At 66.7% G+C, this 22,304-nt stretch carries 20 protein-coding genes; 10 read left to right on the plus strand and 10 right to left on the minus strand.

Features of this window, described 5'->3' with window-relative positions:
- Positions 1–11: 11 nt before the first annotated feature.
- The 3 genes from BLQ58_RS29195 to BLQ58_RS18305 form a co-directional block, all read right to left on the minus strand.
- Positions 12–176, minus strand: coding sequence for a hypothetical protein (locus tag BLQ58_RS29195; RefSeq protein ID WP_175459948.1), 165 nt, complete (start codon positions 174–176; stop codon positions 12–14).
- A gap of 226 nt (positions 177–402) precedes the next feature.
- The gene (locus BLQ58_RS18300; protein WP_175459951.1) at positions 403–1,359 is read right to left on the minus strand and encodes a Bug family tripartite tricarboxylate transporter substrate binding protein; all 957 of its coding nucleotides are present in this window, start codon (positions 1,357–1,359) and stop codon (positions 403–405) included.
- A 72-nt stretch (positions 1,360–1,431) separates the two neighbouring features.
- The gene (locus BLQ58_RS18305) at positions 1,432–2,571 is read right to left on the minus strand and encodes an L-talarate/galactarate dehydratase (RefSeq protein ID WP_092600886.1); all 1,140 of its coding nucleotides are present in this window, start codon (positions 2,569–2,571) and stop codon (positions 1,432–1,434) included.
- 304 nt (positions 2,572–2,875) lie between these two features.
- Between BLQ58_RS18305 and BLQ58_RS18310 the strand changes: the two genes are divergently transcribed.
- Positions 2,876–3,871 carry a LacI family DNA-binding transcriptional regulator gene (locus tag BLQ58_RS18310; protein ID WP_092600888.1) on the plus strand — a complete coding sequence of 332 codons (996 nt, stop codon included), beginning with the start codon at positions 2,876–2,878 and terminating at the stop codon, positions 3,869–3,871.
- A gap of 46 nt (positions 3,872–3,917) precedes the next feature.
- On the opposite strand, the gene BLQ58_RS18315 is transcribed toward BLQ58_RS18310, so the two are convergent.
- Positions 3,918–5,399 (minus strand): MocR-like pyridoxine biosynthesis transcription factor PdxR, encoded by a 1,482-nt coding sequence (locus BLQ58_RS18315; RefSeq protein ID WP_092600890.1) that lies wholly within the window; start codon positions 5,397–5,399, stop codon positions 3,918–3,920.
- Between the two features lie 174 nt (positions 5,400–5,573).
- Here BLQ58_RS18315 and BLQ58_RS18320 point away from each other — a divergent pair, with 174 nt between their 5' ends.
- On the plus strand, positions 5,574–6,215 hold the full coding sequence (locus BLQ58_RS18320; protein ID WP_092600892.1) for an FMN-binding negative transcriptional regulator: 642 nt from the start codon (positions 5,574–5,576) through the stop codon (positions 6,213–6,215).
- 24 nt (positions 6,216–6,239) lie between these two features.
- Here BLQ58_RS18320 and BLQ58_RS18325 read toward each other — a convergent pair whose 3' ends face one another.
- Positions 6,240–7,115, minus strand: coding sequence for a LysR family transcriptional regulator (locus tag BLQ58_RS18325; RefSeq protein WP_092600894.1), 876 nt, complete (start codon positions 7,113–7,115; stop codon positions 6,240–6,242).
- A gap of 137 nt (positions 7,116–7,252) precedes the next feature.
- On the opposite strand from BLQ58_RS18325, the gene argH reads away from it, so the two are divergent.
- The 5 genes from argH to BLQ58_RS18350 all read left to right on the plus strand — a co-directional run bounded on the left by argH (position 7,253) and on the right by BLQ58_RS18350 (position 12,545).
- On the plus strand, positions 7,253–8,755 hold the full coding sequence (argH, locus tag BLQ58_RS18330; protein ID WP_092600896.1) for an argininosuccinate lyase: 1,503 nt from the start codon (positions 7,253–7,255) through the stop codon (positions 8,753–8,755).
- Positions 8,756–8,893: 138 nt separating this feature from the next.
- Positions 8,894–9,958 (plus strand): ABC transporter substrate-binding protein, encoded by a 1,065-nt coding sequence (locus BLQ58_RS18335; RefSeq protein WP_092600898.1) that lies wholly within the window; start codon positions 8,894–8,896, stop codon positions 9,956–9,958.
- Positions 9,959–9,968: 10 nt separating this feature from the next.
- A complete protein-coding gene (locus BLQ58_RS18340) occupies positions 9,969–10,901 on the plus strand; it encodes an ABC transporter ATP-binding protein (protein ID WP_092600900.1) in 933 nt (310 codons plus the stop codon).
- Complete coding sequence (locus BLQ58_RS18345) at positions 10,898–11,686, plus strand: ABC transporter permease (protein ID WP_092600902.1); 789 nt, start codon at positions 10,898–10,900, stop codon at positions 11,684–11,686. Before BLQ58_RS18340 ends, BLQ58_RS18345 begins: the two co-directional genes overlap by 4 nt.
- Positions 11,679–12,545 (plus strand): transporter substrate-binding domain-containing protein, encoded by an 867-nt coding sequence (locus BLQ58_RS18350; protein ID WP_092600904.1) that lies wholly within the window; start codon positions 11,679–11,681, stop codon positions 12,543–12,545. Before BLQ58_RS18345 ends, BLQ58_RS18350 begins: the two co-directional genes overlap by 8 nt.
- Positions 12,546–12,566: 21 nt before the next feature.
- Here the strand turns inward: BLQ58_RS18350 and BLQ58_RS18355 are convergent, their stop codons facing one another.
- On the minus strand, positions 12,567–13,367 hold the full coding sequence (locus tag BLQ58_RS18355; protein ID WP_092600906.1) for an SDR family NAD(P)-dependent oxidoreductase: 801 nt from the start codon (positions 13,365–13,367) through the stop codon (positions 12,567–12,569).
- A 130-nt stretch (positions 13,368–13,497) separates the two neighbouring features.
- Between BLQ58_RS18355 and BLQ58_RS18360 the strand changes: the two genes are divergently transcribed.
- Positions 13,498–14,439 carry a GlxA family transcriptional regulator gene (locus BLQ58_RS18360; protein WP_092600908.1) on the plus strand — a complete coding sequence of 314 codons (942 nt, stop codon included), beginning with the start codon at positions 13,498–13,500 and terminating at the stop codon, positions 14,437–14,439.
- A gap of 127 nt (positions 14,440–14,566) precedes the next feature.
- Here BLQ58_RS18360 and BLQ58_RS18365 read toward each other — a convergent pair whose 3' ends face one another.
- The 3 genes from BLQ58_RS18365 to BLQ58_RS18375 all read right to left on the minus strand — a co-directional run bounded on the left by BLQ58_RS18365 (position 14,567) and on the right by BLQ58_RS18375 (position 18,941).
- Positions 14,567–16,537: an acid phosphatase gene (locus BLQ58_RS18365; protein ID WP_092600910.1), complete on the minus strand. Its 1,971-nt coding sequence runs from the start codon at positions 16,535–16,537 to the stop codon at positions 14,567–14,569.
- A 168-nt stretch (positions 16,538–16,705) separates the two neighbouring features.
- Positions 16,706–17,272 (minus strand): YcbK family protein, encoded by a 567-nt coding sequence (locus BLQ58_RS18370; RefSeq protein WP_029051651.1) that lies wholly within the window; start codon positions 17,270–17,272, stop codon positions 16,706–16,708.
- A 25-nt stretch (positions 17,273–17,297) separates the two neighbouring features.
- Positions 17,298–18,941 carry a L,D-transpeptidase family protein gene (locus tag BLQ58_RS18375; RefSeq protein ID WP_092600912.1) on the minus strand — a complete coding sequence of 548 codons (1,644 nt, stop codon included), beginning with the start codon at positions 18,939–18,941 and terminating at the stop codon, positions 17,298–17,300.
- Positions 18,942–19,145: 204 nt separating this feature from the next.
- Here BLQ58_RS18375 and BLQ58_RS18380 point away from each other — a divergent pair, with 204 nt between their 5' ends.
- The gene (locus BLQ58_RS18380) at positions 19,146–19,601 is read left to right on the plus strand and encodes a universal stress protein (RefSeq protein WP_029051653.1); all 456 of its coding nucleotides are present in this window, start codon (positions 19,146–19,148) and stop codon (positions 19,599–19,601) included.
- Positions 19,602–19,646: 45 nt separating this feature from the next.
- On the opposite strand, the gene BLQ58_RS18385 is transcribed toward BLQ58_RS18380, so the two are convergent.
- A complete protein-coding gene (locus tag BLQ58_RS18385; RefSeq protein WP_029051654.1) occupies positions 19,647–20,408 on the minus strand; it encodes a bestrophin-like domain in 762 nt (253 codons plus the stop codon).
- 202 nt (positions 20,409–20,610) lie between these two features.
- On the opposite strand from BLQ58_RS18385, the gene BLQ58_RS18390 reads away from it, so the two are divergent.
- Complete coding sequence (locus BLQ58_RS18390) at positions 20,611–22,290, plus strand: site-specific integrase (protein WP_092600914.1); 1,680 nt, start codon at positions 20,611–20,613, stop codon at positions 22,288–22,290.
- Positions 22,291–22,304: the final 14 nt, after the last annotated feature.

Consider the following 22,304-nt stretch of genomic DNA (forward strand, 5'->3'; position numbering starts at 1 on the left):
ATCGGCGCGCATCACGGTGCGCAGCGTTTTTCGACCGGCTGGGCGGGGGTGGACGGGTTGCCAGGCGTCGTCGGATTCGACGGTGCGGCGGGGTCGTCGTTGCCGCCACAGGCGGACAGTGCCGCGGCCGTCAGGCAGACGGCCAGCAGCACCCGGGTCAGGCGCATCGATTGCATGGGGAGTCCTCGGCTGTGATTCCGGAAATGTGCTTCCGGAGGCCCGACAAGACTAAGGACCAAACGTGACAGCGCGGTGACGTAATGGGCGCATCTGGCACCCAGATGTAAAAAGACGTCTTGTCACGGAAATGACAAAAGGGCGCCATGATGGCGCCCTCTGGCGATGCTATTTACCGCGCGTGCACGCCGCCCGCGAGCGGGCGGGGCGGCACGGCCGGGAGGCTTAGTCGGCCGTGATGTTGCCGGTCTGGATCACCTTCTTCCAGCGGGCGAATTCCGACGCCTGGAACGCCGTGAACTGCTCAGGCGTATTGGCCACGACTTCGAAGCCCAGCTCCAGCAGCTTGGGCTTGTTGGCCGGATCGTTCATTGCCGCCACCACCGCGCTGTGCAGCCTGGCCTTGATATCGGCCGGCAGGCCCTTGGGCGCGGCAATGGCCTGCCACGAATACACGGTTACACCCTTGTAGCCGAGTTCTTCCATGGTCGGCACGTCGGGCAGGATCGGCGACCGCTTGCTGCTGGTGATGGCCAGCGCGCGCAGCTTGCCGGCCTTCAGGTGCGGCACGGCGGTGTTGATGTTCATGAACGTGGCATCCACCTGGCTGCCGAGCAGGTCGTTCAGCGCCGGCGCGCCGCCCTTGTACGGCACGTGAAGGCCCGTGGTATTGGTCTGCTGCCAGAACAGTTCGGCGGTCAGGTGGTCGCTGGTGCCATTGCCCGCCGACGCAAACGTCATCTTGTTGGGGTTGGCCTTTTCGTAGTTGATGACGTCCTGCAGCGACTTGTGCGGCGAACTGGCGGGCACGGCCAGCACGTTGGGCGCCTGCACGGCCACGCTGATGTAGTCGAAGTCCTTCGTCGGGTCATAGCCGGCGTTCTTCGTCAGGTGCGGGCCGATCACGAACGGGCCCAGCGACGACACGAACAGCGTGTAGCCGTCGGCCGGCGCGCGCCTGGCGGCCGCCGCGCCGATCATGCCCGCCGCGCCGGGGCGGTTGTCCACCACGAAGCTGCCGCCGAACGTCTGCTGGAACTTGGCGCTCAGAATGCGGGCGATGTTGTCGGTCGATCCGCCCGGCGGGAACGGCACGATCATCGTCACCGGCTTTTCTGGCCAGGCGGCGTTGGCCGCCGCCATGGTGACCCCAAGCAGTAGCGATACCAGCGCTTTCTTCATCATCGTTGTCTCCTTGTGTTTCCGTTTTACTGATGTTTGCGGTGATGGTGTCTCACGACGGCGGACCGTGGATCAGCTGGCGCCGAATTCGGCCTGCTCGCGCGTCCAGGCCCGCGCCTGTTCGCTGACGGTGAGCCCCAGGCCCGGGCGGGTCGGGACGATGATGCGGCCGTTCGCAATGTCGAGCCGTTCGTTGAACAGCGGTTCGAGCCAGTCGAAATGCTCGACCCACGGCTCGCGCGGATACGCGGCGGCCAGATGCACGTGCAGTTCCATCGCAAAGTGGGGCGCGATCATCAGCCCGGCATGCTCGGCCAGCGCGCACACCTTCAGGAACGGCGTGATGCCGCCCACGCGCGGGGCATCGGGCATCAGGTAGTCGGCGGCGCGGTGGCGGATCAGATCCCAGTGCTCGGCGGCGCTGGTCAGCATCTCGCCGGTGGCGATGGGCGTGTCGAACTGCTGCGCCAGCGCGGCATGGCCTTCATGGTCGTAGGCGTCGAGCGGTTCTTCGATCCACACCAGGTTGAACGATTCGAACGTGCGGCACATGCGCTGCGCGGTGGGGCGGTCCCACTGCTGGTTGGCGTCCACCATGATGGGCACGGCATCGCCCAGCTTTTCGCGCACGGCGGACACGCGCTGGATGTCGATCTTGCCGTCCGGCTGGCCGACCTTGAGCTTGATGCCACCGATGCCGCGCTCCACCGACGCGGCCGCGTTGACCAGCAACTGGTCCAGCGGCGTATGGAGGAAGCCGCCCGACGTGTTGTAGCAGCGGACGGAATCGCGATGCGCGCCCAGCAGCTTGGCCAGCGACAGGCCGGCACGCTTGGCCTTGAGATCCCACAGCGCCACGTCGAAAGCGCCGATGGCCTGCGTGGACAGACCACTGCGTCCGACCGATGCGCCGGCCCAGCAGAGCTTGTCCCACAGCTTGGCGATGTCGCTGGGATCCTCGCCGATCAGGGTGGGGGCGATCTCGCGAACGTGCGCAAACTGGCCGGGGCCGCCAGCGCGCTTCGAATAGCTGAAGCCCAGCCCTTCATGGCCGCCGGCGGTGCGGATTTCGGCAAGCAGGATCGCCACTTCCGTCATCGGTTTCTGGCGACCGGTCAGCACCTTGGCGTCGCTGATCGGCGTGGCCAGCGGCAGGTAGCAGGACGACAGGCGGACGGAGGTAATAGCGTCAGAGGCAGGCGAGGCAGTCATAAGGCGGTGGATCCTGATCGAGCGTCGAAGACTTCAGACATCGTATGACATCGTTGTCAAAAAATGGCCGGGAACCGGCCAGTGTGCGTTGCTATAATGCGGGCCGCCGCAGTGGCTAAGCGCAGATTCCTGCGTGATAACGCACTGCAACAGGCTTGAATATGCTTCTCCCCGGGTCGGCTGGATATTGCGCGGGACAGCGGGTGAGAAGAATGCTAACGTTGTCATTTGTCGCGGTCAACCACTGAGGCGGCACTTGGCATCGTCGTTTACCCGCACGCCCAACCATTGATTCGAGCGAGGCATGTCCGATTTATCCGGCGGCAAGTCCGTCACGCTGCACGATGTGGCGCGCGAAGCAGGGGTGTCCCTGATCACGGCATCGCGCGCGCTCAGCAATCCGGGGCTGGTCTCCGCCAAGACGATTGCCCGCGTGCAGCAGGCCGTGGAAGTCACCGGCTATATCCCCAATCTGCTGGCTGGCGGGCTGAAATCGCGCCGCAGTCTGACTGTGGCGGCGCTGGTGCCGAATATCGCCGTCGCGCAGTTCCTCCCCACGGTCAAAGCGCTGACCGACGCGCTGGACGCGGCCGGCTACCAGTTGATCCTGGGGCAGACCGGCTATGACCATGCGCGCGAGGAGGCGCTGTTGGGCACCATGATCAGTCGCCGGCCCGATGGCATCGTGGTGACGGGCCTGGTCCACGCGCAGGCATCGCGCGACCGCCTGCGCCGCTCCGGCATTCCGGTGGTGGAAACGTGGGATCTGAGCGATCGGCCGGTGGACATGGCCGTCGGGTTCTCGCACCTGAAGGTCGGCAGCGCCGTGGCCGGCTACTTTCTGGCCAAGGGTTGGCGAAAGTTCGGCATCGCCACCGGCGACGACCAGCGCGCGGCCGTGCGCCGCGAGGGCTTTATTTCGACGTTGGGGCGCGATGTGCCGACGGCGCGCGTGCCGGCGCCCAGCAGCCTGGGCCTGGGACGCCAGGCCCTGAGCAATCTGCTGGCGCAGGACCCGACCATCGAGGCCATTTTCTGCAGCTCAGACCAGCTCGCCCAGGGCGTCGTCGAAGAGGCCAGGGCGCGTGGCCTGCGCATCCCCGAGGATCTGGCGGTCTGCGGCTTTGGCGACGCCGACTTCGCGGCGGACATGGCCCCGCCGCTGACCACGGTTCAGGTCGATGGCGCCGGCATCGGCACGCTGGCCGCCGGCCTGCTGCTGGCGCGCTGCCGGGGCGAAACGGTGGCAGAGCCGGTGGTCGATTTGGGGTTCAGGATTGTGGAGCGGGGAACGACTTGAGGGGTGCCGCAAACTGGTTCTGCTGATTGCCTCCCCTCGGGCCCGATCAAGCTCCTCTAGTCGCGGCCGTAGCAGCAATCGCCCCCGCCAGCCGCCGCGCCGCTTCCTCGATTTCCCGATCGCCAAATCCACCAAAGCCCAGGATCAGCCCCGCTGGCGGGTTGTCCCCGGCGTAGGTTGGCGACACCGCGCGTACCGCCACGCCGGCCTCGGCGGCGCGCCTGACCACCTCCCGGTCGTCGATGCCGGGCGCCAGCCACAGCACAAGGTGCATGCCCTGGTCCGATGGCTGCAGCCATGCCAGATCGGCGGGGATCTCCCGTTCGACGGTCCGGATCACGAATGCACGCCGCTCGGCATGCACGCCGCGTACGCGACGGATATGGCGGTCGAGATGCCCCTCGGCGATAAAGGCGGCCAGCACGTGCTGGTCTGCCGTGGGCGGATGCCGGTCCATCAGCACCCGGGCGCCGATATAGGCGTCGACGAGCGGCTCGGGCACCACCGCATAGCCCAGCCGCAGCGACGGATAGAGGATCTTGCTGAACGTCCCCAGATAGACGACGCGCTCCGGCGCCAGCCCCTGCAGCGACGGGAACGGATGGCCGGCGTAGCGAAGTTCGCTGTCGTAGTCGTCCTCCACGACCCACGCCTGCTGCCGGTCGGCCCAGGCCAGCAGGGCCTTGCGGCGCGCCATGCCGAGCGGCATGCCCAGCGGGTACTGGTGCGACGGGGTGACAAACGCTGCGCGCGCCTGCGGAGCCATTGCGATGCCGGCTTCGACTTCGATGCCTTCGGCGTCAACCGGCACGCGCACGATGCGCTCGCGCGGCCCGATGCTTTCCAGAATGGCCGTGATGCCACGATAGGCCGGGTTCTCGACCCATACGGTATCGGCGGGGTCGAGCAGTACCTGGCAAGACAGGAACAGCCCCTGCTGCGTCCCGGTGGTGATCACGACCTGGCCAGCCTCGCAATGCACCGAGCGGGAGCGGCGCAGATAATCGGCAATGGCCTCGCGCAATGGCAGCGCGCCCTGGGGTTCGCCATAGCCGGCAGGCGCGGCGGTGCCACCGGCACGCAGGCGGTTGCCGAGCCGGCGCCAGTCTTCATTCGGCGCGGCGGCGCCGGCCGGCACCGAGACCGCGAACGGCACCTGCGGCAGCGCGGTGAATTCCCTGGCGATGGCTGCGAACTTCTGTGCGGCAGGGGGCAGCACGATGCCGTCGCGCGTCCGCCGACGCGTCCGCGGCGCAGGCGCCAGCGGAGCCACACGTGTGCCGGCGCCATGCTGTGCGGTGAACACGCCTTCGGCAACCAGTTGCTCGAAAGCCTCGACCACAGTGCCGCGCGACACCCTCAGCGCTTCGGCCAGCGCGCGCGAAGATGGCAGCGATTCGCCAGGCTTCAGGTCGCCATGCGCGACGGCGTCTCGCAGCGCCTGCACCAGCTGGCGGCCAAGCGGCCCCGCATGGCGGTCGAGCGCGCCAATAAACGGAATCTCGGGCATCTGTGCGGTTCTGGGCATGACTGGCAGCGGGGGAAGGGGGCAAGTGGTCCGGAGGGGCGGGCTGGCGGCCGGTCCGGTAAGTGGTCTGGAAAGTGGTCCGATGAAATCGGCACAAACTGGCCCTACACTGTACTCCAGTTTGTGCCCAGAATACGGCTTCAACGTCCCCCAAGACACCACGCCGGAGCAGTCATGTACGTCCCCGCCCATTTCGAACTGGCCGACCAGCAGGCCATGCACGCGCTGATCGGCGCCAACCCGTTCGGCACGCTGTTCACCCACGGGCGCAGCGGCATGGATGCCAACCATATCCCGTTCGAAATCGACCCCGACCAGGGCGAATCGGGCATTCTCAAGGCGCACGTGGCCCGCGCCAATCCGGTCTGGCAGGACGTCGCCAATGGCGACGAAGTGCTGGTGGTGTTCCGCGCCGGCGACGCCTATATCTCGCCGAACTGGTATCCCAGCAAGCACGAAGCCCACAAGCAGGTGCCGACCTGGAACTACCAGGTGGTGCATGCCCATGGGCGCATCACGGTACATGACGACGAGCGCTACGTACGCGGCGTGGTGGCCCGGCTCACGCGCCATCACGAGGTCAGCCAGCCGCGGCCCTGGAAAATGTCCGACGCCCCCGCCGATTTCATCGACACGCTGCTTCAGGCCATCGTCGGCATCGAAATCGAGATTACCCGTTTGCAGGGCAAGCTGAAGCTGGGCCAGCACAAGGACGCCCGCGATATCCGGGGCCCCGGCGAGGCGCTGATGACCCAGGGCAGTACCGTGATCGGTCAGGCGATGCTGGACCGGGCGGCGGAGAAGGAGCGGGGCTGAGGCTCATCGCCCCAAACCTGAGCCTTACCCCCGCATCACCTCCCGCACACACTCCAGGAATTCCTGGGCCAGCGCAGGCACCGGGTGCTGCTGGTTGATCAGCACGAAGCTTTCGAATTCGATGGCCGGTTCGAATGGCAGCGCCTTCAGGCCCGGGAACCGGAGGGTGCGTACCACCTGCGGGTTGACCACGCTGACGCCGAGGCCCATTTCGACCATCGTGCAGATGGTGGCGGCGTAGGGTGTTTCCAGCGTCAGCACGCGCCGATCCGAGAGGAAGGCGGCATCCACGATGGCGCGGGTGCCGTCGCCGCGCGTCAGCGAGATAAACGGCTCGCCGGCCAGATCGTCGGCACGCACACGTCGTTTTTTCGCCAGACTGTGCGCAGCTGGCACGATGCAGACGCCGGCCTCGCGGTGTAGCGGATCGCTTTGGATCCCTGCCATTTCCACCAGATACGACACCAGACCCACATCGCAGAAGCGCGCCGCCGTCCATTTGGCCACGGTTGGCGAATCGCTCGTGTGCACGGCGATCGGCACGTCGGGATGCTGGTCGCGGAAGCGGGCGATCGCCGAGGGCATCACCGTCATGGCGATCGATGGCACGGCGCCCACGCGCAGCGTGCCGACGCCCACCTCGCGGATCGAGCGCGCGGACGCCTGCAGGCTGTCCAGTCCGACAAAGGCGCGCTCGACATCGCGGAACATCGCATCGGCTTCCACGGTGGGCGTCAGGCGCCCGGCAATCCGCGTGAAGAGCCGGAAGCCACAAGCCTTTTCCAGTTGGGCGATCACCCGGCTGATATTGGGCTGCGAGGTATGCAACTGCGTCGCGGCAACGGTCATCGAACCGGACAACATCACGGCGCGAAAGGCTTCGATCTGCTTGAAATTCATGTGACAGGTGTCAGTGCAACGGGGTGCGAAGGTGCGCCGATGGTATATCAAATCCGCATGGCGACGATGAAACTTCTGATTTGACGATATGACCGCCCGATTCCCATACTGGCCTCCAACATCGAGGAGAACGTTGCATGGAATCGAAGGTCAGCCGCCGCCTGACGCAAGCCACCGCCCCCGAAGTCTGCGAGCACATCTACCTGCCGCGACTGCACCGTGAATTCGCCCCTGGCTTCCGCTATCTCACCGACATCAACCAGGCGCACCTGCTGATGCTCCATGGCGCCGGCCTGATTCCGGACGACGTGGCCGGCACGCTGGCCCGGGCGCTGCGCCAGATCGAGGAAGAAGGCCCGGCCGCCGTGCCGCTGGACCCCGAGCGCGAAGACGCCTATTTCAACTACGAAACTCGCCTGATGGCCGTGGCTGGCGCCGATGCCGGCGGCCGTCTGCACGTGGCGCGCAGCCGCAATGACATCCTCGCCACGCACGACAGGCTGCGCGCCCGCGATACCGTGCTGGCGCTTCTGACCACGCTGACCGATACGCGCGACGTGGTGCTGCAGAAGGCCGCCGCCCACGCCGATGCGGTGATGCCGGGCTATACGCACCTGCAGGCCGCGCAGCCGATCACCTATGGCTACTACCTGTCCGGCGTGGCGCAGGCGATGGGGCGCGACATCGCGCGGTTGCGCCATGCGCTGGACGGCCTGGACGCCTGCCCGCTGGGCGCGGGCGCGCTGGCCGGCACGGCGTTCCCGATCGATCGGGCCGCCACGGCGCGTTGGCTGGGCTTTTCCACCTACGCCCCGAATTCGCTCGACGCGGTGGCCTCGCGCGACTTTGCCTGGGAGATCCTTTCCGCCATCACGATCGCCACCGTCACCTGGGGCCGCGTGGCGCAGGACCTGTACATCTGGGCGACGCCTGAATTCGGCCTGATCGACTTCCCGGACAGCGTGGCCGGCACTTCCAGCATCATGCCGCAGAAGAAGAACCCGGTCGTCCTCGAATATCTGAAGGGCAAGGGCGGGCACATGATCGGCCTCCTGACCGCCTCACTGGCCGCGCTGAAGGGTAGCCACTTCACGCACAGCGGCGATGGCAATCGCGAAAGCATGCGCGGCTTCTGGGAAGCCACCGACGAGGCGCTGCGCTGCGCCAGCCTGCTAAAGCTCGTGCTCGAAAACGCCATGCCACAGCGGGCCAGCATGCTGGCGCGTGCCCGGCGCGACTTCTCTTCGGCCACCGATCTGGCCGACATGCTGGTGCGCGACGCCGGCATGTCGTTCCGCGAAGCCCATCACGTCGTGGGTGCGGTGGTGCGCGAGGCGCTGGACCGGCACATCCCGGCCTGCGAGATCGATAGCGACATGGTGAACCGGGCGGCCGGGCATCACACCGGCCGGACGCTGGCGCTCGATGCGGCCTCCGTGGCGCGCTGCCTGGACCCGGAGCACGGCGTTGCCGCGCGCGTGGCACCCGGCGGCCCCGCGCCAACCCTCGTACGTGACCAGGTCGACGCCCAGCTTGCCGCTCTGGCACAGGACCGCCACGCCATCGACACGCTGCGCAACACCGTGGGGACGCATCGTGCCACGATGAAGCTCGCGGTCGAACAACTCGCCAGCCGGTAGCCATCGCCATATCACCGACGGTCCGAGCCAGTCATCGGCAAGCCGATTTAACCGATATCGATAGACAAAAGTCTTCGTTGTGTGGGAGTGCGGCGCTTCGCAATACTGCGAACGGAACTGCACTCATCACACAACAATATGGCCTCCGAACTTTCCTCTCCCGCGCGCGGTCGCCGTGGCGCGCTCAAGCAACTGGCATCGCTGGCAGTGGCCGGCAGCATGGGTCCGCTGCTGGCCGCGTGCTCGAAGGGCGATTCCCCGGCCAGCCCCGCCGCGCAGGCGGGCGCGCCTGCCGCACCCGCCGTCATCGGCAAGGCCGGCGACAAGGTCAGCTTCAAGTATCCGGACAATCCCACCTTCGACCTGGTCTATCTGGCCGACCAGCTGGGTTACTTCGAGGGCACCAATACGCGGCCGAACTACATCGGCAAGGTGGCGGCGCCGCAGATCATTCCGCTGACCGGCACCGGCGAGATCGATTTCGGCTCGCGCATGGTGCCGCTGGTGATCTCGGCCGTGGCGGCCGGGGCCGACCTGAAGATCGTGGCGGCGGGCAACAAGACGCTGCAGGACGCCCCGCACATGAAGTACTTCGTGCGCAAGGACTCGGGTATCCGGGCGCCGAAGGACCTGGAAGGCAAGACCATCGGCATCAACAGCTTCGGCGCCTGTGCCGAGTTCGTGACCAAGACCTTCCTGCGCCAGAAAGGCGTGGACGTCAACAAGATCAACTTCGTGGTGATTCCGGACGACCAGGCCGAGCAGACGCTGGCCACCGGCAACACCGACCTGGCCATCATCCACGCGCCGTTCTCCGGCCGCGCCGACCATGCCGACAAGCTCACGCGCCTGTGGAGCGATTTCGACCTCGATGGCGGCCTGGGCGGCATGCAGCCGTACAGCGTGCATGGCAAGTTCCTGCGCGAGCACCCGGAGAACGTGCGCGACGTGGTGACCGCGCTGGCCAAGGCTGCCAACTGGGTCAACGCCAACCCGGAAGAGGCGCGCAAACTGGTATCCAAGCGCATCAACCTGCAACTGGAATTCGTCGATCGCTATGCCTACGTGGACAATCTGGTGGTCACCGAGCCGCCGATCCAGTACTACATCGACGTGCTGGAGGCCGAGGGCAAGCTGACGCGCGGCAAGGTGGCCGCCCGCGACATCTACACGAACGATTTCAACCCGTTCGCCAAGGCATAGGACCGACTCCATGAGCCACAAGATCGTGGCGCGCGGTGTCAAGATGGACTATGCCGTGCGCAATGAAGCGGGCCGCGCCGACAACGTGGCCGTGCTGCGCGACTTCGACCTCGATATCCGCGAGGGCGAGTTTCTTTCCATCCTGGGGCCGTCAGGCTGCGGCAAGTCCACCTTCCTGAGCATCCTGGCCGGGCTGACCGAACGCACGGGCGGCGACATCGCCATCGACGGCCAGCCGCTGCGCGGCATCCACCCGGCGCAAGGCGTGGTGTTCCAGGGCTATGCGCTGTTCCCGTGGCGCACCGTGCTGCAGAACATCGAGGTCGGCCTGGAGATTCGCGGCGTGCCGAAGGCGAAGCGCCGCGTGATCGCCGAGGAATACCTGGAACTGGTTGGGCTGACCGGCTTTGGCCAGCGTTATCCGCACGAGATCTCGGGGGGCATGAAGCAGCGCGTGGCCATCGCCCGGTCGCTGGCCTATCAGCCCGAAGTGCTGCTGATGGACGAGCCCTTCGCCGCGCTGGACGCTCAGACCCGGGAAATCCTGCAGGGCGAGCTGCTGCGCATCTGGGAGCAGCGGCGCAAGACCATCGTGTTCATTACCCATAGCCTGGACGAGGCCATCTTCCTGTCCGACCGGATTGCCGTGATGACCCGGCGCCCGGGCACCATCAAGCAGATCATCGACGTGCCGTTGCCACGCCCGCGCGCCGCCGAGGTGCGCAATTCCGAAGCGTTCATCCGGCTGCGCCAGCAGGCGTGGGACATCCTCAAGGACGAAGTGCAGATGGCCAACCCGGCCGCCGTGCCGCGCCCGCTGGGCGCGACGGCCAACCCCGGCGAACGCCTGCACGGCGAGCGCGCGCTGGTGGGCCAGGCCGTGGAGACTGGGCAGAAGACCGCCGAGACAGTGGCGGCCCCCGTGGCAAAGGCGGCATCATGAGCCGCGCCGCTTCGCTTTCGCGCCTGGGGGACCGGGCGCTTGGCCTTCTGGGCATCGTGGCGTTCCTGCTGGTCTGGGAACTGGTGCCGCGCCTGCATATCGTCAGCGACGCCTACCTGAGCCCGCCATCGCAGATCATCGTCACGATCTGGGATCTGGTCAGCAGCGGGGCGCTGTTCAAGCACCTGTTCGCCAGTCTGCAACGGTCGCTGTACGGGCTGCTGTCCGCCATCGGGCTCGGTGTGGTGCTGGGCCTGCTGATGGGGTGGTTCAGCCGCTTCGAGGCGATTGTCGATCCGATTCTGCAATTGTTCCGCCAGACTTCGGCCTTCGCGTTGTTCCCGGTGTTCATCCTGTTCCTGGGCATTGGCGAGATGTCCAAGGTGGCCATCATCTTCTGGGCATCGTTCTGGCCGGTGTTGCTCAGCACGATCAGCGGGGTCAAGCAGGTGGACCGGCTGCTGATCGATTCGGCGCGCTCGATGGGCGCCAACCGCCTGTTCGTGTTCCGCAAGGTGGTGCTGCCAGCGGCTTCGCCGTCGATCTTTACTGGCGTGCGCCTGGCGGGCACCTATTGCATTACGGCGCTGGTGGCGGCCGAGATGATCGGCGCGCATTCGGGGCTGGGCTTCCTGACGCTGAACTCGCAGGAGGTCTTCCAGATTCCGACGATGTACGCAGGCATCCTGCTGCTGGCCTTGCTGGGCCTGGCGCTCAACTATGTGCTCGCGTTGGTGGAACGACGGCTCACGCGCTGGCGCAAGGGGCTGACGCTCAATGGCTAGGTTGCGCCGATACCGCTGGCTGGCCGCGCTGCTGGGGCTGGCCGGCATCGCCACGGCTTATGCCGGTTATTCGGCTTATGCCGCTCACCGGCCCGTCGCGCCTGGGCCGTGGCTGCAAGACGTGCAACAGCGCGGCACCCTGGTGGTGGGCGTGCGCCAGTACGCGCGCCCCGCGCCGCCCAAGGCGCCCACGCCGCCCGAGCCCGACCAGTTTGACGTGGCCATGGCGCGCTATGTGGCGGAGCGTCTCGGGGTGACGTTGAAGGTCGTCGGCCTTCCCGGCGAGCCGGGGTCGCCGGTATGGCAGGCCGCGCAGCGCGATGTGGACGTGGTCATCGCGGGCGCGCGCCCGACGCAGACCGACGAATCCGTGGCGCATGTCGGGCCGGCGTACGCCATCGGCGACGGATCGCTGCTGGTGCTGCGCGGCAGCCGCTACCAGCGACCCGGCGACCTGCGCGGCCAGCCGGTCTGCGTGGGGCAGGGCAGCGCCTATGCCACGCGCATCGCGCAAGACTTCGAAGGCGTGCCGAAGATCTACGCCTCGTCGATTCGCGCTGCCACAGGCTTTCTGGCGGGCGAATGCCAGGCGCTTGCCGACGATGCGCCGGTCGTGGCGCGCCTGCTGACGCTCCAGGAATGGCGCTTCTATCGCAGGCTCGACGGCGACCTGCAGGCGGACGCCGGCGCCGCGCGCATCGGCCTGCATGCCGCCGATCCTCAGTCTGCCGCGTGGTTCGACCAGACCACGCGTGACTGGCGCAACAATGGCGCGCTGCAGCGCGCCCGCGAACAGCGCGCCGGCGACGTGGCCTACGAGGCCAGCCAGCTGCAGGACGGTCTGGTCTGCCATTCCTGAGCCAGCCAGCGGCGTGACACGTCAGGCCTTCACGTAACGCGGGGCTGGCGTGCGGTTCGACAGCACGCCGGCCATTGCACCGCGTGCCGCCTCGTAGGCGTTCCAGTGCTCGATCGCGTGCAGCGAGGGGATCGTGATCAGCTCGCCGTTGTCGAAGCCGACCAGCGCGGCATCGACCATATCGGTCGCCTGCATCACGATGGCCGGGTCCAGGTTCTCCACGGGCAAGCCGCCCGTCTCCCAGAAATCGGTGGCCGTGGCGCCCGGCAGTACCGCCTGCACGCGCACGCCCCGGGCGCCGACTTCATGGTGCAGCGACTGGCTGAACGCGGTCACGAACGCCTTGCTGCCGCCATAGACCCCGTTCAGCACCTCCGGTGCGATACCGACAATCGACGAGATATTGATGACCGAGCCCTTGCCGCGTGCCACGAAGCCCGGCACGGCGGCGTAGGTCAGGCGCGTCAGCGCGGTGACGTTCAGGTCGATCATCTTCGTCATCGCGTCTACGTCGCTGTCCAGCAGCGGCGTGTGCGTGCCGATGCCGGCGTTGTTCACCAGCAGCGTGATGCTCGCATCGTTGCGGAGCTTCTCTTCCACACGGGCCAGCGATGCGCGGTCGTTGAGGTCGGCGGCAAACACTTCGACCGCCCGGCCGGTTTCGTCGGTGATGCGGCGCGCCAGCGCGTCGAGCTTGTCGCGGTTGCGCGCCACGAGCACGAGGTCGTAGCCGCGCCGCGCCAGGCGGTCTGCGTAGATCGCGCCAATACCCGACGATGCGCCGGTGACCAGTGCCGTGCCCAGATGTTGTTGCTGCGTCATGATGCTTCTCCATTCGGTGGTGGGTTCGGATGCGCTGCATCCATGTGAAGCATCGTAGGCCGGATCGCGTTTGGCCGAAATGACGTATATAGTCATGTTTCAGGACATCGGACAAAAACGGAGCGGCGGCATGCACAGGGTGGGATTTCTGCTGATGGATGGCTTCCAGGTGATGGCGCTGGCGGCGCAAAGCGTGTTCGAGTACGCCAACTTGGTAGCGGGCGAGCCGTTCTACCGGATCGACAGCTATTCGGTGGCGGGCGGGCCGGTGCGATCGTCACTGGGCATGGCGGTCGAAACGCGCCACGCCAGCGCACGGATCACCGTGGACACCTGGGTGCTGGCCGGCGCGGCAGACCCCGTGGCCACGCCCACGCCGCAGCCGATACTCGACCTTGTGCGCAAGGCCGCACCCCGGGCACGCCGGGTGGCATCGATCTGTACCGGCGCCTTCATCCTGGCCGAAGCCGGGCTGCTTGACGGCCGCCGCGCCACCACGCACTGGTTCTACGCGCGGGACATGCAGCGCGCCCACCCGCACATCCGGGTGGAAGACGACCGCATCCATATCGTGGACGGACCAATCTGGACGTCGGCCGGCATGACGGCCGGCCTGGACCTGGCGCTGGCGATGGTGGAAACAGACCTCGGTGCCGATGTCGCGCGCTCCGTGGCGCACAAGCTCGTGATGTACCAGCGCCGTTCCGGCGGGCAGTCGCAGCACTCCGAACTGCTGGACCTGGCGCCCAAGTCCGACCGCATCCAGAGTGCGCTCGACTACGCGCGCAAGAATCTGCACCAGCCGCTCACCGTGGAGGATCTGGCCGGCGCCGTGCATCTGAGCCCCCGTCAGTTCAGCCGCGTGTTCACGGCCGAAACCGGGCAGTCACCGGCCAAGGCCGTGGAAAGCCTGCGCCTGGAGGCGGCCCGGCTGATGATCGAACAGAGCCGCCATCCACTGGACGTGGTGGCAAAAGAGACCGGATTCCGTGACCGCCGGCACCTGCGCGAGGCATTCATCCGCGGCTTCGGCATGCCGCCGCAGGCAGTGCGGCGCGAGGCGAGGGGGTAGGGCCTATTCCGGCATCCGGATCGAAGGCTGGACGAAGGCCGCCGGGATCGGCAATCAGGCGCCATCAGAGGGTGGCCCCGCTGTCGCGCGCGAAACGCGGCGACAGGGGACGTCACTGCATGGCAGATCAGCCGTCGATGCGGATCTGCACGCCATTCGACGAGTAGACCGGCGTGGCCTTGTAGCCGTCCACGGTGACCGTGGCGAACTGGCCCTTGATGCTGCTGCCGGTGATGACGGCAATCGTGTCGCCTGCCTTCGGCGCATAGCCATCGACAAACGCGATGCGCAGCGTGCCACCGGCAATGGTCGTGACGCCAGCTACCGTCATGCGGCCCCGGCCATTGGGGCCGACGCGCAGATCGAGCGTGGTGTCGGCCAGCTGTGTGTACTTGCCGGCAATCGCCACGCTTTGCGGTGCGTTGATGATGACCGACCCGGCGCCCAGGTAGACATCGCCCGTGCCGAACGCCTTGGCCGACACCGCCTCCAGCGCACCGCCTGCCACCTGCGTGCCGCCGGAGTACGTGTTGGCGCCGCCGAGCTTGAGGTTGCCGGTGCCGGATAGCGTGAACTTGCCCGCGCCCGCGATATCGTTGCGCCAGATGTCGCCGGCGTTGAAGCCTCCCTTGCTGGCGTCCATCGACACCACGACGTTGCCGTTGAACGCGCCATAGCCGTCGCCGGCTGCGAACAGGTTGAGCCGTCCCCAGCCTTCCGCGTCGTCCATGACCGGATAGCCCGATGCAATCTCGGTGGTCTTCAGCACCACGCGACGCTGGTCGGCGCTCAGGTACGGGAAGCGCGTTTCCAGCATCACCTCGGCGCCCTTGGGCACCACGGGGTCCGCAGTGGCCGAGCCGATCTGCGCGAAGCCGAACGTCATGCGTCGCATGAAGTTGGCCTTGTTCGCGGCGTAGTCGGTGAAGCGGTCGTTGCTGGCGGTGCCCGACTGCGCGAAGGTGCGGAAGGTGGCCGGCGTGGTGCCGGTGGCCGCCATCAGCGTGGTATGGGCCTGGGCATAGGCCGAGGCCTTCAGCGTGGCGTTGGCCGGTGCAAAGAGGTTGGCCGCCGCCGAAGCAATGCCGAGCATGCGGCCGCCGATCACGTCGAGCGGCGAATGCATGCCGGCGAGGATGCGGTTTTCGCCCAGCTCCATGCCGCGGCTCAGCATTTCCTGGAACCGCTCGGGAACCAGGTAGGCCATGACCACGGCATTGCGCAGGGCCTCCGCCGTGTGGCCGCTGATGAAGCCACCGTCGGTCGTGGGATCGGCACTGATGGCCGGCACCAGCGTCGGCGCCAGGATCACGCTGGAACTCCAGCGGTAGGGACGGGCGTACTTGTAGAAGCGCTTGGCCGGCTCGGTCGACGCATTGTCGCCCACCTTGTTGACCATCGTGATCACGTCGCCGAACGCCGCATTGCCGGCACCGGCCACGCCGGCGTTGTTGCCGCCATCGTCATATTTGACCATGGTGGCGTCGGCCGGGATGCTGGTGATCGTCGTGGTCTGCTGGGCAGCGGCTCGCCATGCCGCCGTAAGCGGGCCCATGCCGTCCGTCACGCTGTAGTTCTTGCCGCGACGGTCGTCGTAGTACGCAGCCTCGGCCTGCGCGGCGGTGCGCTGCGTGGTAGCGTTGATGACGTACTGGATGTTCGCGTTGTGCGCGGCGGCGTTCGTCACCGAACCACCTGCCGTGCCGTCGTTCGGCAAGCCGGTCCACGTAGACGCCGCGACCGCCGGGAAGCTCCCGTTGGCCGCTGCCGGCGCACCGGCGTCGACCAGGCGCGTCAGCGGTTCCCACACATCGAGGAAACCCTTGACCAAACGGACGCCGGCATTGGTCTCGACGGTCGCGTAGCGTGCGTCACCGCGCTGGTTGGTGGCGATGTTGTCGACAAACGGCAGCACCGACGCCTGCACGGGGGCACTGTCGACAAACCCGGGGTCAGCCGGCGGCGCCGGTATGGCAAGCGGCGTGACAGTGGAGGCGCTTTGGCTGTGGTTGTCGTCGCCGCCGCCGCAGGCGCTGAGCAGAAGCGCAAGGCAGGCGACCGCAATGGCCGATGGAATCCCGGGCCGGGAAAGAGACATGACAGGGTCCTCTGAAGAAGGACGGCGGGCAGGCCGTCGAAAGAGGACGCAGTCTAAGGACGTCTCATGTCATACATGTGAAACATGGGCCGCCGAATATCGATGGATTATTCGGTCCGCGTACATAGTGGCGACATATTCGTGCTGGGCGATCGGCCCGCACGGCACCTAGCCCCAGCGCCGTACGCGCCCCGTGTCCAGGTGGACGAAGTTCTCGGCCTTGTAGAAGCCGACACCCCCCAGCTGCAGCGTCTGCGCCGCATCGCGCAGGTCAGCCAGCGCCACGCCGGGCAGGCGGATGTCGATGGCCATGCCGTCCATGTGGAGGCTGTGCCTGGCGACACCACCGCCACGGGTCTTGCGCAGCCGCTCGTTGGTAATGGGGCAGCGGTAGCCCGAAATCACCTGGAACGGGGCGTCGCTGCCCACTTCGCGCCGCAGCGCGAACAGCAGGCCGAACAGCTTCGGATCGATTTCACCGACCGTGCCCGAGTAGTGATCGCGCAGGAAGTGGTTGAGCGAGGTCTGCGCCTGCGGCAGCACCTGATCGCCCATGGCATACACCAGCGACAGATGTTCGCCGGTGTGGGTGTGTTCAAAGGACAGCGAGCGGGCATCGGGCCCCAGCGCCGCCAGGGCGGCGCGAGGCGCCAGCGTCGACAGGCCCGCGCCTAGCGCGATGGCTCCTGCACGATGAAAAAAACGGCGACGCTGGCTGGAACTGGATTCGGACATGGAAACTTTTACAACGGCGCGGCATTCATGAAGGCCGTACGGCTGGCTTGGCACCCGTGCGCTGCCGCAGCGCCTGGTCCAGCAATTTGTCCTGTCCGTAAATGTCAGGCACAAAGTATACCCGTCCATCGGCGCGCGCAATGGCTGTCCCGTAGGCCAGCACCACGGGCACCGGTTGCTGAAGCGCAATGGTCTTCGACTTGCCCGCCGTCATTGCCTCACGGATACGCGCCGGGGTCCATTCGGGCATGCCCTGAAGCGTGAACTGCGCCAGCGCGACAGGATCTTCGACGCGGATGCAGCCGTGACTGAAATCGCGCCGGCCGCGCTTGAACAATTCCGGCGTGGGCGTGTGGTGCAGATAGATGGCCTGGTTGTTCGGGAAGATGAACTTGATGTCCCCCAGCGCATTGAGCGGGCCTGGCCTTTGCCGGATGCGCGCCTGCCCGCTCAGCACCGCATCGACATTGGCCTGGCTGAACGTGGCATTTGCCTGGGTGCCATAGACGAACTCGAAGCCCTGGCGCGTGAAATAGCCGGGATCGCGCTGGGATTTCGGGATGACTTCCTTGCGCGCGATCGACGACGGCACGTTCCAGTACGGGCTGAACTCGATATAGCGCATGTCCTCCTTGAACAGCGGCGTGCGCGTATCGAGCGCCTTGCCCACGATGACCTTCATCTCCAGCTTGATGTCGAGCCGGCCTTCGTCGTAGTCGTAGGCGCGCAGCACGAATTCGGGCACGTTGACCACGATCATGCGCGGGCCCTCGGCCAGCGGCGTCCAGCGCAGGCGCTCCATCGTCAGCACGATCTGGTCGACGCGCGCGGCGGGCGTGACGTTGAGCTGGGCCAGCGTGCCCGCGCCGATCACCCCATCGGCATCGAGCGCATGGCGCGTCTGGAACGCCTTGACGGCATCGACGAGTGCGCCTTCGTAACGCTGTGGTACCGGCGCGCCTGGGGACAGGTCGCCCAGGGCTTGCAGCCGTTGCGCCAGTTGCGGCAGACCGGCGTAGGACTGTCCGGGCGTCAGCTTGCCACCGGCAACGGCGGGCAGCGGGGTCTTCCAGAACGGCTCGGCTGCGAGCTTGCGATACTTGGCCAGCGCGTCGCGCAGCGTGCCGTAGAGCGGAAACGACGGCGCGGCTTCGCGCATGGCGTCGGCCAGCCGGTTGGCGGCCATGGCGTTGCGCAGGTAGCTTTCCGGATCGAACGGGGGCAGATTGCCGACCGAGAAATTCGCGTGGACCTTGCGCGGATCGACGCGACCCCGATGCAGATCGGACAGATATCGCTTCATGGCACTGGTGAGCGCCCCGTCAAAGCGCTGCGCCGCGTCCGACGCCGGCGTCGGGGCATCGACCAGCTGCGCCAACGCGCGCTGCAGGCCATCGGCATCGTAGTCTCCCGGCTCCAGACCATCGGTACCGGCACCGTTCAATGCCTTGACCGCGGCTTGCGCCGCCTGCGAGGGACGCCCATCGGCAAACCAGAGCAGGTCCTGCGGCGGCTGGGCCCACGCCGGCGAAGCACTGCACAGCAGCCAGGCCGCGCCGACACTGGCAAGGCCTGCGATTCGGGCGGGGACACGCGCGCAAACGCGCGAGGCAATGTGTGGAAGGCGGCGCGGACGACGGGCCTTGGCGGTCGCCGTCGGGGCTGGCATGGCTGCAGGGGCAACAGTCATCGTATGAAGGTCGATAGCGTTTGTCCTTTGCGTATCGTATCCGAACATCGTGACGTATCCCTCCCTTGCTACATCTGAAAACAAAAGTTTCTACTATTAATGAGCGTTTGATACAGGTCAATTAATGAGCCACGCCGCGAACTATGCTGTCTACAGCGACAACGTCAATGCGGAGGTGAATCGATGTACGAACGGATTCTCGTGGCAGTGGACGGCGGCCCATCATCGGAGCTGGCCATTTCGCAGGCAGTGGGGCTGGCCAAGCATCTCTCGGCCGAAGTCAAGGTGCTGTTCGTGGTGGACGACAGCGAACTGTTCTTCGAGTACGCCCATATTGACCCCAGCCAGATCGTGGGCGGCATGATCGAGGTGGGCCAGAAGGCTCTGGCTTCCGCCGCACGACGCTTCGCCAATGCCAACGTGCGCTGCCTGACCGAACTCGCAGAAAAGCCAGTTTCGCCCGGCAATATCTCGGGGACCATCGTCAAATGCGCCGATCATTGGCCGGCCGACCTGATCATCATGGGCACCCACGGCCGGCGCGGCATGCGGCGTGTGATCATGGGCAGCGTGTCGGAAGGCGTGATTTCGAAGTCCAGCAAGCCGGTCCTGCTGATTCGCGGCGAAACCGTGCACTGAAGTTTCCACCCGCCGGCCCGGCACGCCGATTGACGACCATCCGGGCTAGCGTTTCAACGATTCCTGCACGCTGAGCAGGTTCTGCGGCATGACCCGGATCAGCCCGCCCCGGGGGCTGTCGATATCGGCGATCAGCGCCAGCGACAACGACACGGTCAGCGGCACCACCAGCAGCAGTACGATCTTGGTGCTCTCGGTGCGCGCGCCGTAGCCCTGCATGAGGCTGCTGCAGAAGGCGATGATGATCATCAGCCCCCAGGCCGCCAGCGGTATGTGATTGCGCCATGCCGCTTCCGAATAGCCCTGGGAATTGATCACGTCGTTCATGCCGGCCACCGCCAGCGCCGTGATCGGATTGGGCGCCGTGCGCGCGCCGTCACGCACCAGCTTCCACATCTGGTCTTCGATCTGCGCCGTCGCGGCCTCGATGTCGTCGACTTGCGCATCGTCGCGGGTCAGGTAGTAGTGGATACGCTGATCCAGATAGCGCACCAGCAACGACTTGAGCGCCTCGGTGTCACGTTCGAGCAACTCCACGCGCAGGTACTCGGTGCCGATCGCATTGGCTTCCTCTTCCTCCAGATTCTTGCGCTGGTCGTACCGGCCGACGGCCATCGACAGCGTGAACCCTATCAGCAGCGCCAGCAGCGTCAGCGTGGCCCCTTGGATGATGTTGAAGTCGTCGCGGCCGTCGCTGCTGAGCGGACGCATGCGGCGCAGCACCAGCGCGCCGATGGCGGTGGCAATGCCCATCAATACCAGCAGCACGACAAACAGCAGGCCCGGATGGCTGATGAGCGGTCGCATGGATCGTCCCTGAGCGGTGGTACGCAAATGCTGCCCAAGGCGGTCCGGCGGATCAAGTGAAAGCTTCTTTTTCCCACTTAAACGGATTCTCCCGGGGCCGCCGCCGTAGCTTCCGCCGGCACGCAGTTCCCGCTTTTCGTCGATCTCATTGCGATAACTTTTTTTATCGCAATATATCGATGCGGGTGCTAAACTTCGCCGCATGAAAAACCGCCCGTCCCAGCCGTATGCCTTTCCCGATGCCGATTCGCTTGCCGCGCTGCGTGCGTGGCACGCCGGCATGTCGACACGGGCTGCCGTGACGCAGTATCTCGATGCCGACCGCTCGCACGGTGAGTCGTCGCGGGGCATCCTCGGCGGCATACGCCGGCAACTGGCCGCTTACGCGCGCTACCGGCGCCGCGAGGACCTGGCTGTCCTGTTCGAATTCACGGCGGCTGACCGGGCGCAGCAGGGCAGGGCAGCGGACCAGGCCATTGAAACGCTGCGTACCATGCCGCCGCCCGCGCCGGCCATCGCCGACGACATCGGCATGTGGCTGGCGCCCGCCGCCGTGGCGGCGCTGCGCGCGCAGGACATCCACACGCTGGCCGACCTGACCGTACGTATTCCGCGCCGCCGCCAATGGTGGGCCACGATCCCGGGCCTGGGCGTCAGCGGCGCCAGGCGGATCGAGGCGTTTTTCGCGGAATGGCCCGAGCTGACCGCGCGCGCCCGCGCGCTGATCGCCACGGAACCGCGCGGCGCGATCGTGCCGTGGGAGCAGATGGGACGCCTGCCGCATGAAGTGGATGGGTCGCTGGGCCAGTTCCGGGCCCCGCGCGAGACCTGTTCGCTCAATGCCGACAACGACTATGCCGCCGTGCAGGCGTGGCTGGGCCTGCACGAATCGCCGGCCACGCTGCGCGCCTATCGCAAGGAGGCCGAGCGGCTGATCCTCTGGGCCATCATCGAGAAGGGCCGGCCGTTGTCGTCGCTGACGACCGAAGACGCCACCGCGTACCGCAATTTCCTGCGCCAGCCCTCCCCGCGCGAGCGATGGGTCGGACCGGCGCGGCCACGCAGCGCGCCAGACTGGAAACCGTTCACCGACGCACTGTCGCCGCGCTCGGCTGCCTATACGCTGCAGGTGCTGGGGGCGCTGTTCCGGTGGCTCGTGCAGCAACGGTATGTGCTGGCCAACCCGTTTGCGGGCCTCAAGGTGCGGGGCGGGGCCAAGACGGCCGCGCTCGACGTGTCGCACGCATTTTCGGATGGCGAATGGATGCTGATCCGCAGCATCGCCGACGGGCTGGAATGGTCATATGGCTGGGAAGCCCCGGCCGCGCAGCGGCTGCGTTTCATCCTGGATTTCACCTATGCCACCGGCCTGCGCGCCAGCGAACTGGTGGGCGCGACCCTGCGCAATATCGAGACCGATATCCACGGCGACCACTGGCTGCACCTCGTGGGCAAGGGTGCCAAGGCCGGCCGGGTTGCCCTGCCGCCGCTGGCGCGCAACGCGCTGGATCGCTACCTGGTGGAGCGCGGCCTGCCGGTCACCCGCGCGCAGTGGGACCCGTCCACGCTGATCGTCGGCAACCTGGGGCCGGACGAAAGCGGTGGCATTACCGGCGCACGGCTCTGGATGATCATCAAGCGGTTCTTTGGCACCGCAGCGGACCAGCTCGATGCCGAGCGCCCGGCCACCGCCGAAAAGCTGCGCCGCGCCAGCCCACACTGGCTGCGCCACACCCACGCCACCCATGCGCTCGCCCGGGGTGCGGAACTGACCACGGTACGCGACAACCTGCGCCATGCGTCAGTGTCGACCACATCGCTGTACCTGCACGGCGACAGCGTCAAGCGCGCCCGGCAGATGGAGGATGCGTTCGGCGGGTGAACGGGGCGCGGCCA

It is taken from the genome of Ralstonia sp. 25mfcol4.1, assembly GCF_900104095.1.
Taxonomy (GTDB): Bacteria; Pseudomonadota; Gammaproteobacteria; order Burkholderiales; family Burkholderiaceae; genus Cupriavidus.

What these genes read in the sequence shown, in the direction of transcription:
- BLQ58_RS29195 (WP_175459948.1), bottom strand. Translation starts at nt 176, where the DNA reads ATGCAATCGATGCGCCTGACCCGGGTGCTGCTGGCCGTCTGCCTGACG.
- BLQ58_RS18300 (WP_175459951.1), bottom strand. Translation starts at nt 1,359, where the DNA reads ATGAAGAAAGCGCTGGTATCGCTACTGCTTGGGGTCACCATGGCGGCG.
- BLQ58_RS18305 (WP_092600886.1), bottom strand. Translation starts at nt 2,571, where the DNA reads ATGACTGCCTCGCCTGCCTCTGACGCTATTACCTCCGTCCGCCTGTCG.
- BLQ58_RS18310 (WP_092600888.1), top strand. Translation starts at nt 2,876, where the DNA reads ATGTCCGATTTATCCGGCGGCAAGTCCGTCACGCTGCACGATGTGGCG.
- BLQ58_RS18315 (WP_092600890.1), bottom strand. Translation starts at nt 5,399, where the DNA reads ATGCCCAGAACCGCACAGATGCCCGAGATTCCGTTTATTGGCGCGCTC.
- BLQ58_RS18320 (WP_092600892.1), top strand. Translation starts at nt 5,574, where the DNA reads ATGTACGTCCCCGCCCATTTCGAACTGGCCGACCAGCAGGCCATGCAC.
- BLQ58_RS18325 (WP_092600894.1), bottom strand. Translation starts at nt 7,115, where the DNA reads ATGAATTTCAAGCAGATCGAAGCCTTTCGCGCCGTGATGTTGTCCGGT.
- argH (WP_092600896.1), top strand. Translation starts at nt 7,253, where the DNA reads ATGGAATCGAAGGTCAGCCGCCGCCTGACGCAAGCCACCGCCCCCGAA.
- BLQ58_RS18335 (WP_092600898.1), top strand. Translation starts at nt 8,894, where the DNA reads ATGGCCTCCGAACTTTCCTCTCCCGCGCGCGGTCGCCGTGGCGCGCTC.
- BLQ58_RS18340 (WP_092600900.1), top strand. Translation starts at nt 9,969, where the DNA reads ATGAGCCACAAGATCGTGGCGCGCGGTGTCAAGATGGACTATGCCGTG.
- BLQ58_RS18345 (WP_092600902.1), top strand. Translation starts at nt 10,898, where the DNA reads ATGAGCCGCGCCGCTTCGCTTTCGCGCCTGGGGGACCGGGCGCTTGGC.
- BLQ58_RS18350 (WP_092600904.1), top strand. Translation starts at nt 11,679, where the DNA reads ATGGCTAGGTTGCGCCGATACCGCTGGCTGGCCGCGCTGCTGGGGCTG.
- BLQ58_RS18355 (WP_092600906.1), bottom strand. Translation starts at nt 13,367, where the DNA reads ATGACGCAGCAACAACATCTGGGCACGGCACTGGTCACCGGCGCATCG.
- BLQ58_RS18360 (WP_092600908.1), top strand. Translation starts at nt 13,498, where the DNA reads ATGCACAGGGTGGGATTTCTGCTGATGGATGGCTTCCAGGTGATGGCG.
- BLQ58_RS18365 (WP_092600910.1), bottom strand. Translation starts at nt 16,537, where the DNA reads ATGTCTCTTTCCCGGCCCGGGATTCCATCGGCCATTGCGGTCGCCTGC.
- BLQ58_RS18370 (WP_029051651.1), bottom strand. Translation starts at nt 17,272, where the DNA reads ATGTCCGAATCCAGTTCCAGCCAGCGTCGCCGTTTTTTTCATCGTGCA.
- BLQ58_RS18375 (WP_092600912.1), bottom strand. Translation starts at nt 18,941, where the DNA reads ATGCCAGCCCCGACGGCGACCGCCAAGGCCCGTCGTCCGCGCCGCCTT.
- BLQ58_RS18380 (WP_029051653.1), top strand. Translation starts at nt 19,146, where the DNA reads ATGTACGAACGGATTCTCGTGGCAGTGGACGGCGGCCCATCATCGGAG.
- BLQ58_RS18385 (WP_029051654.1), bottom strand. Translation starts at nt 20,408, where the DNA reads ATGCGACCGCTCATCAGCCATCCGGGCCTGCTGTTTGTCGTGCTGCTG.
- BLQ58_RS18390 (WP_092600914.1), top strand. Translation starts at nt 20,611, where the DNA reads ATGAAAAACCGCCCGTCCCAGCCGTATGCCTTTCCCGATGCCGATTCG.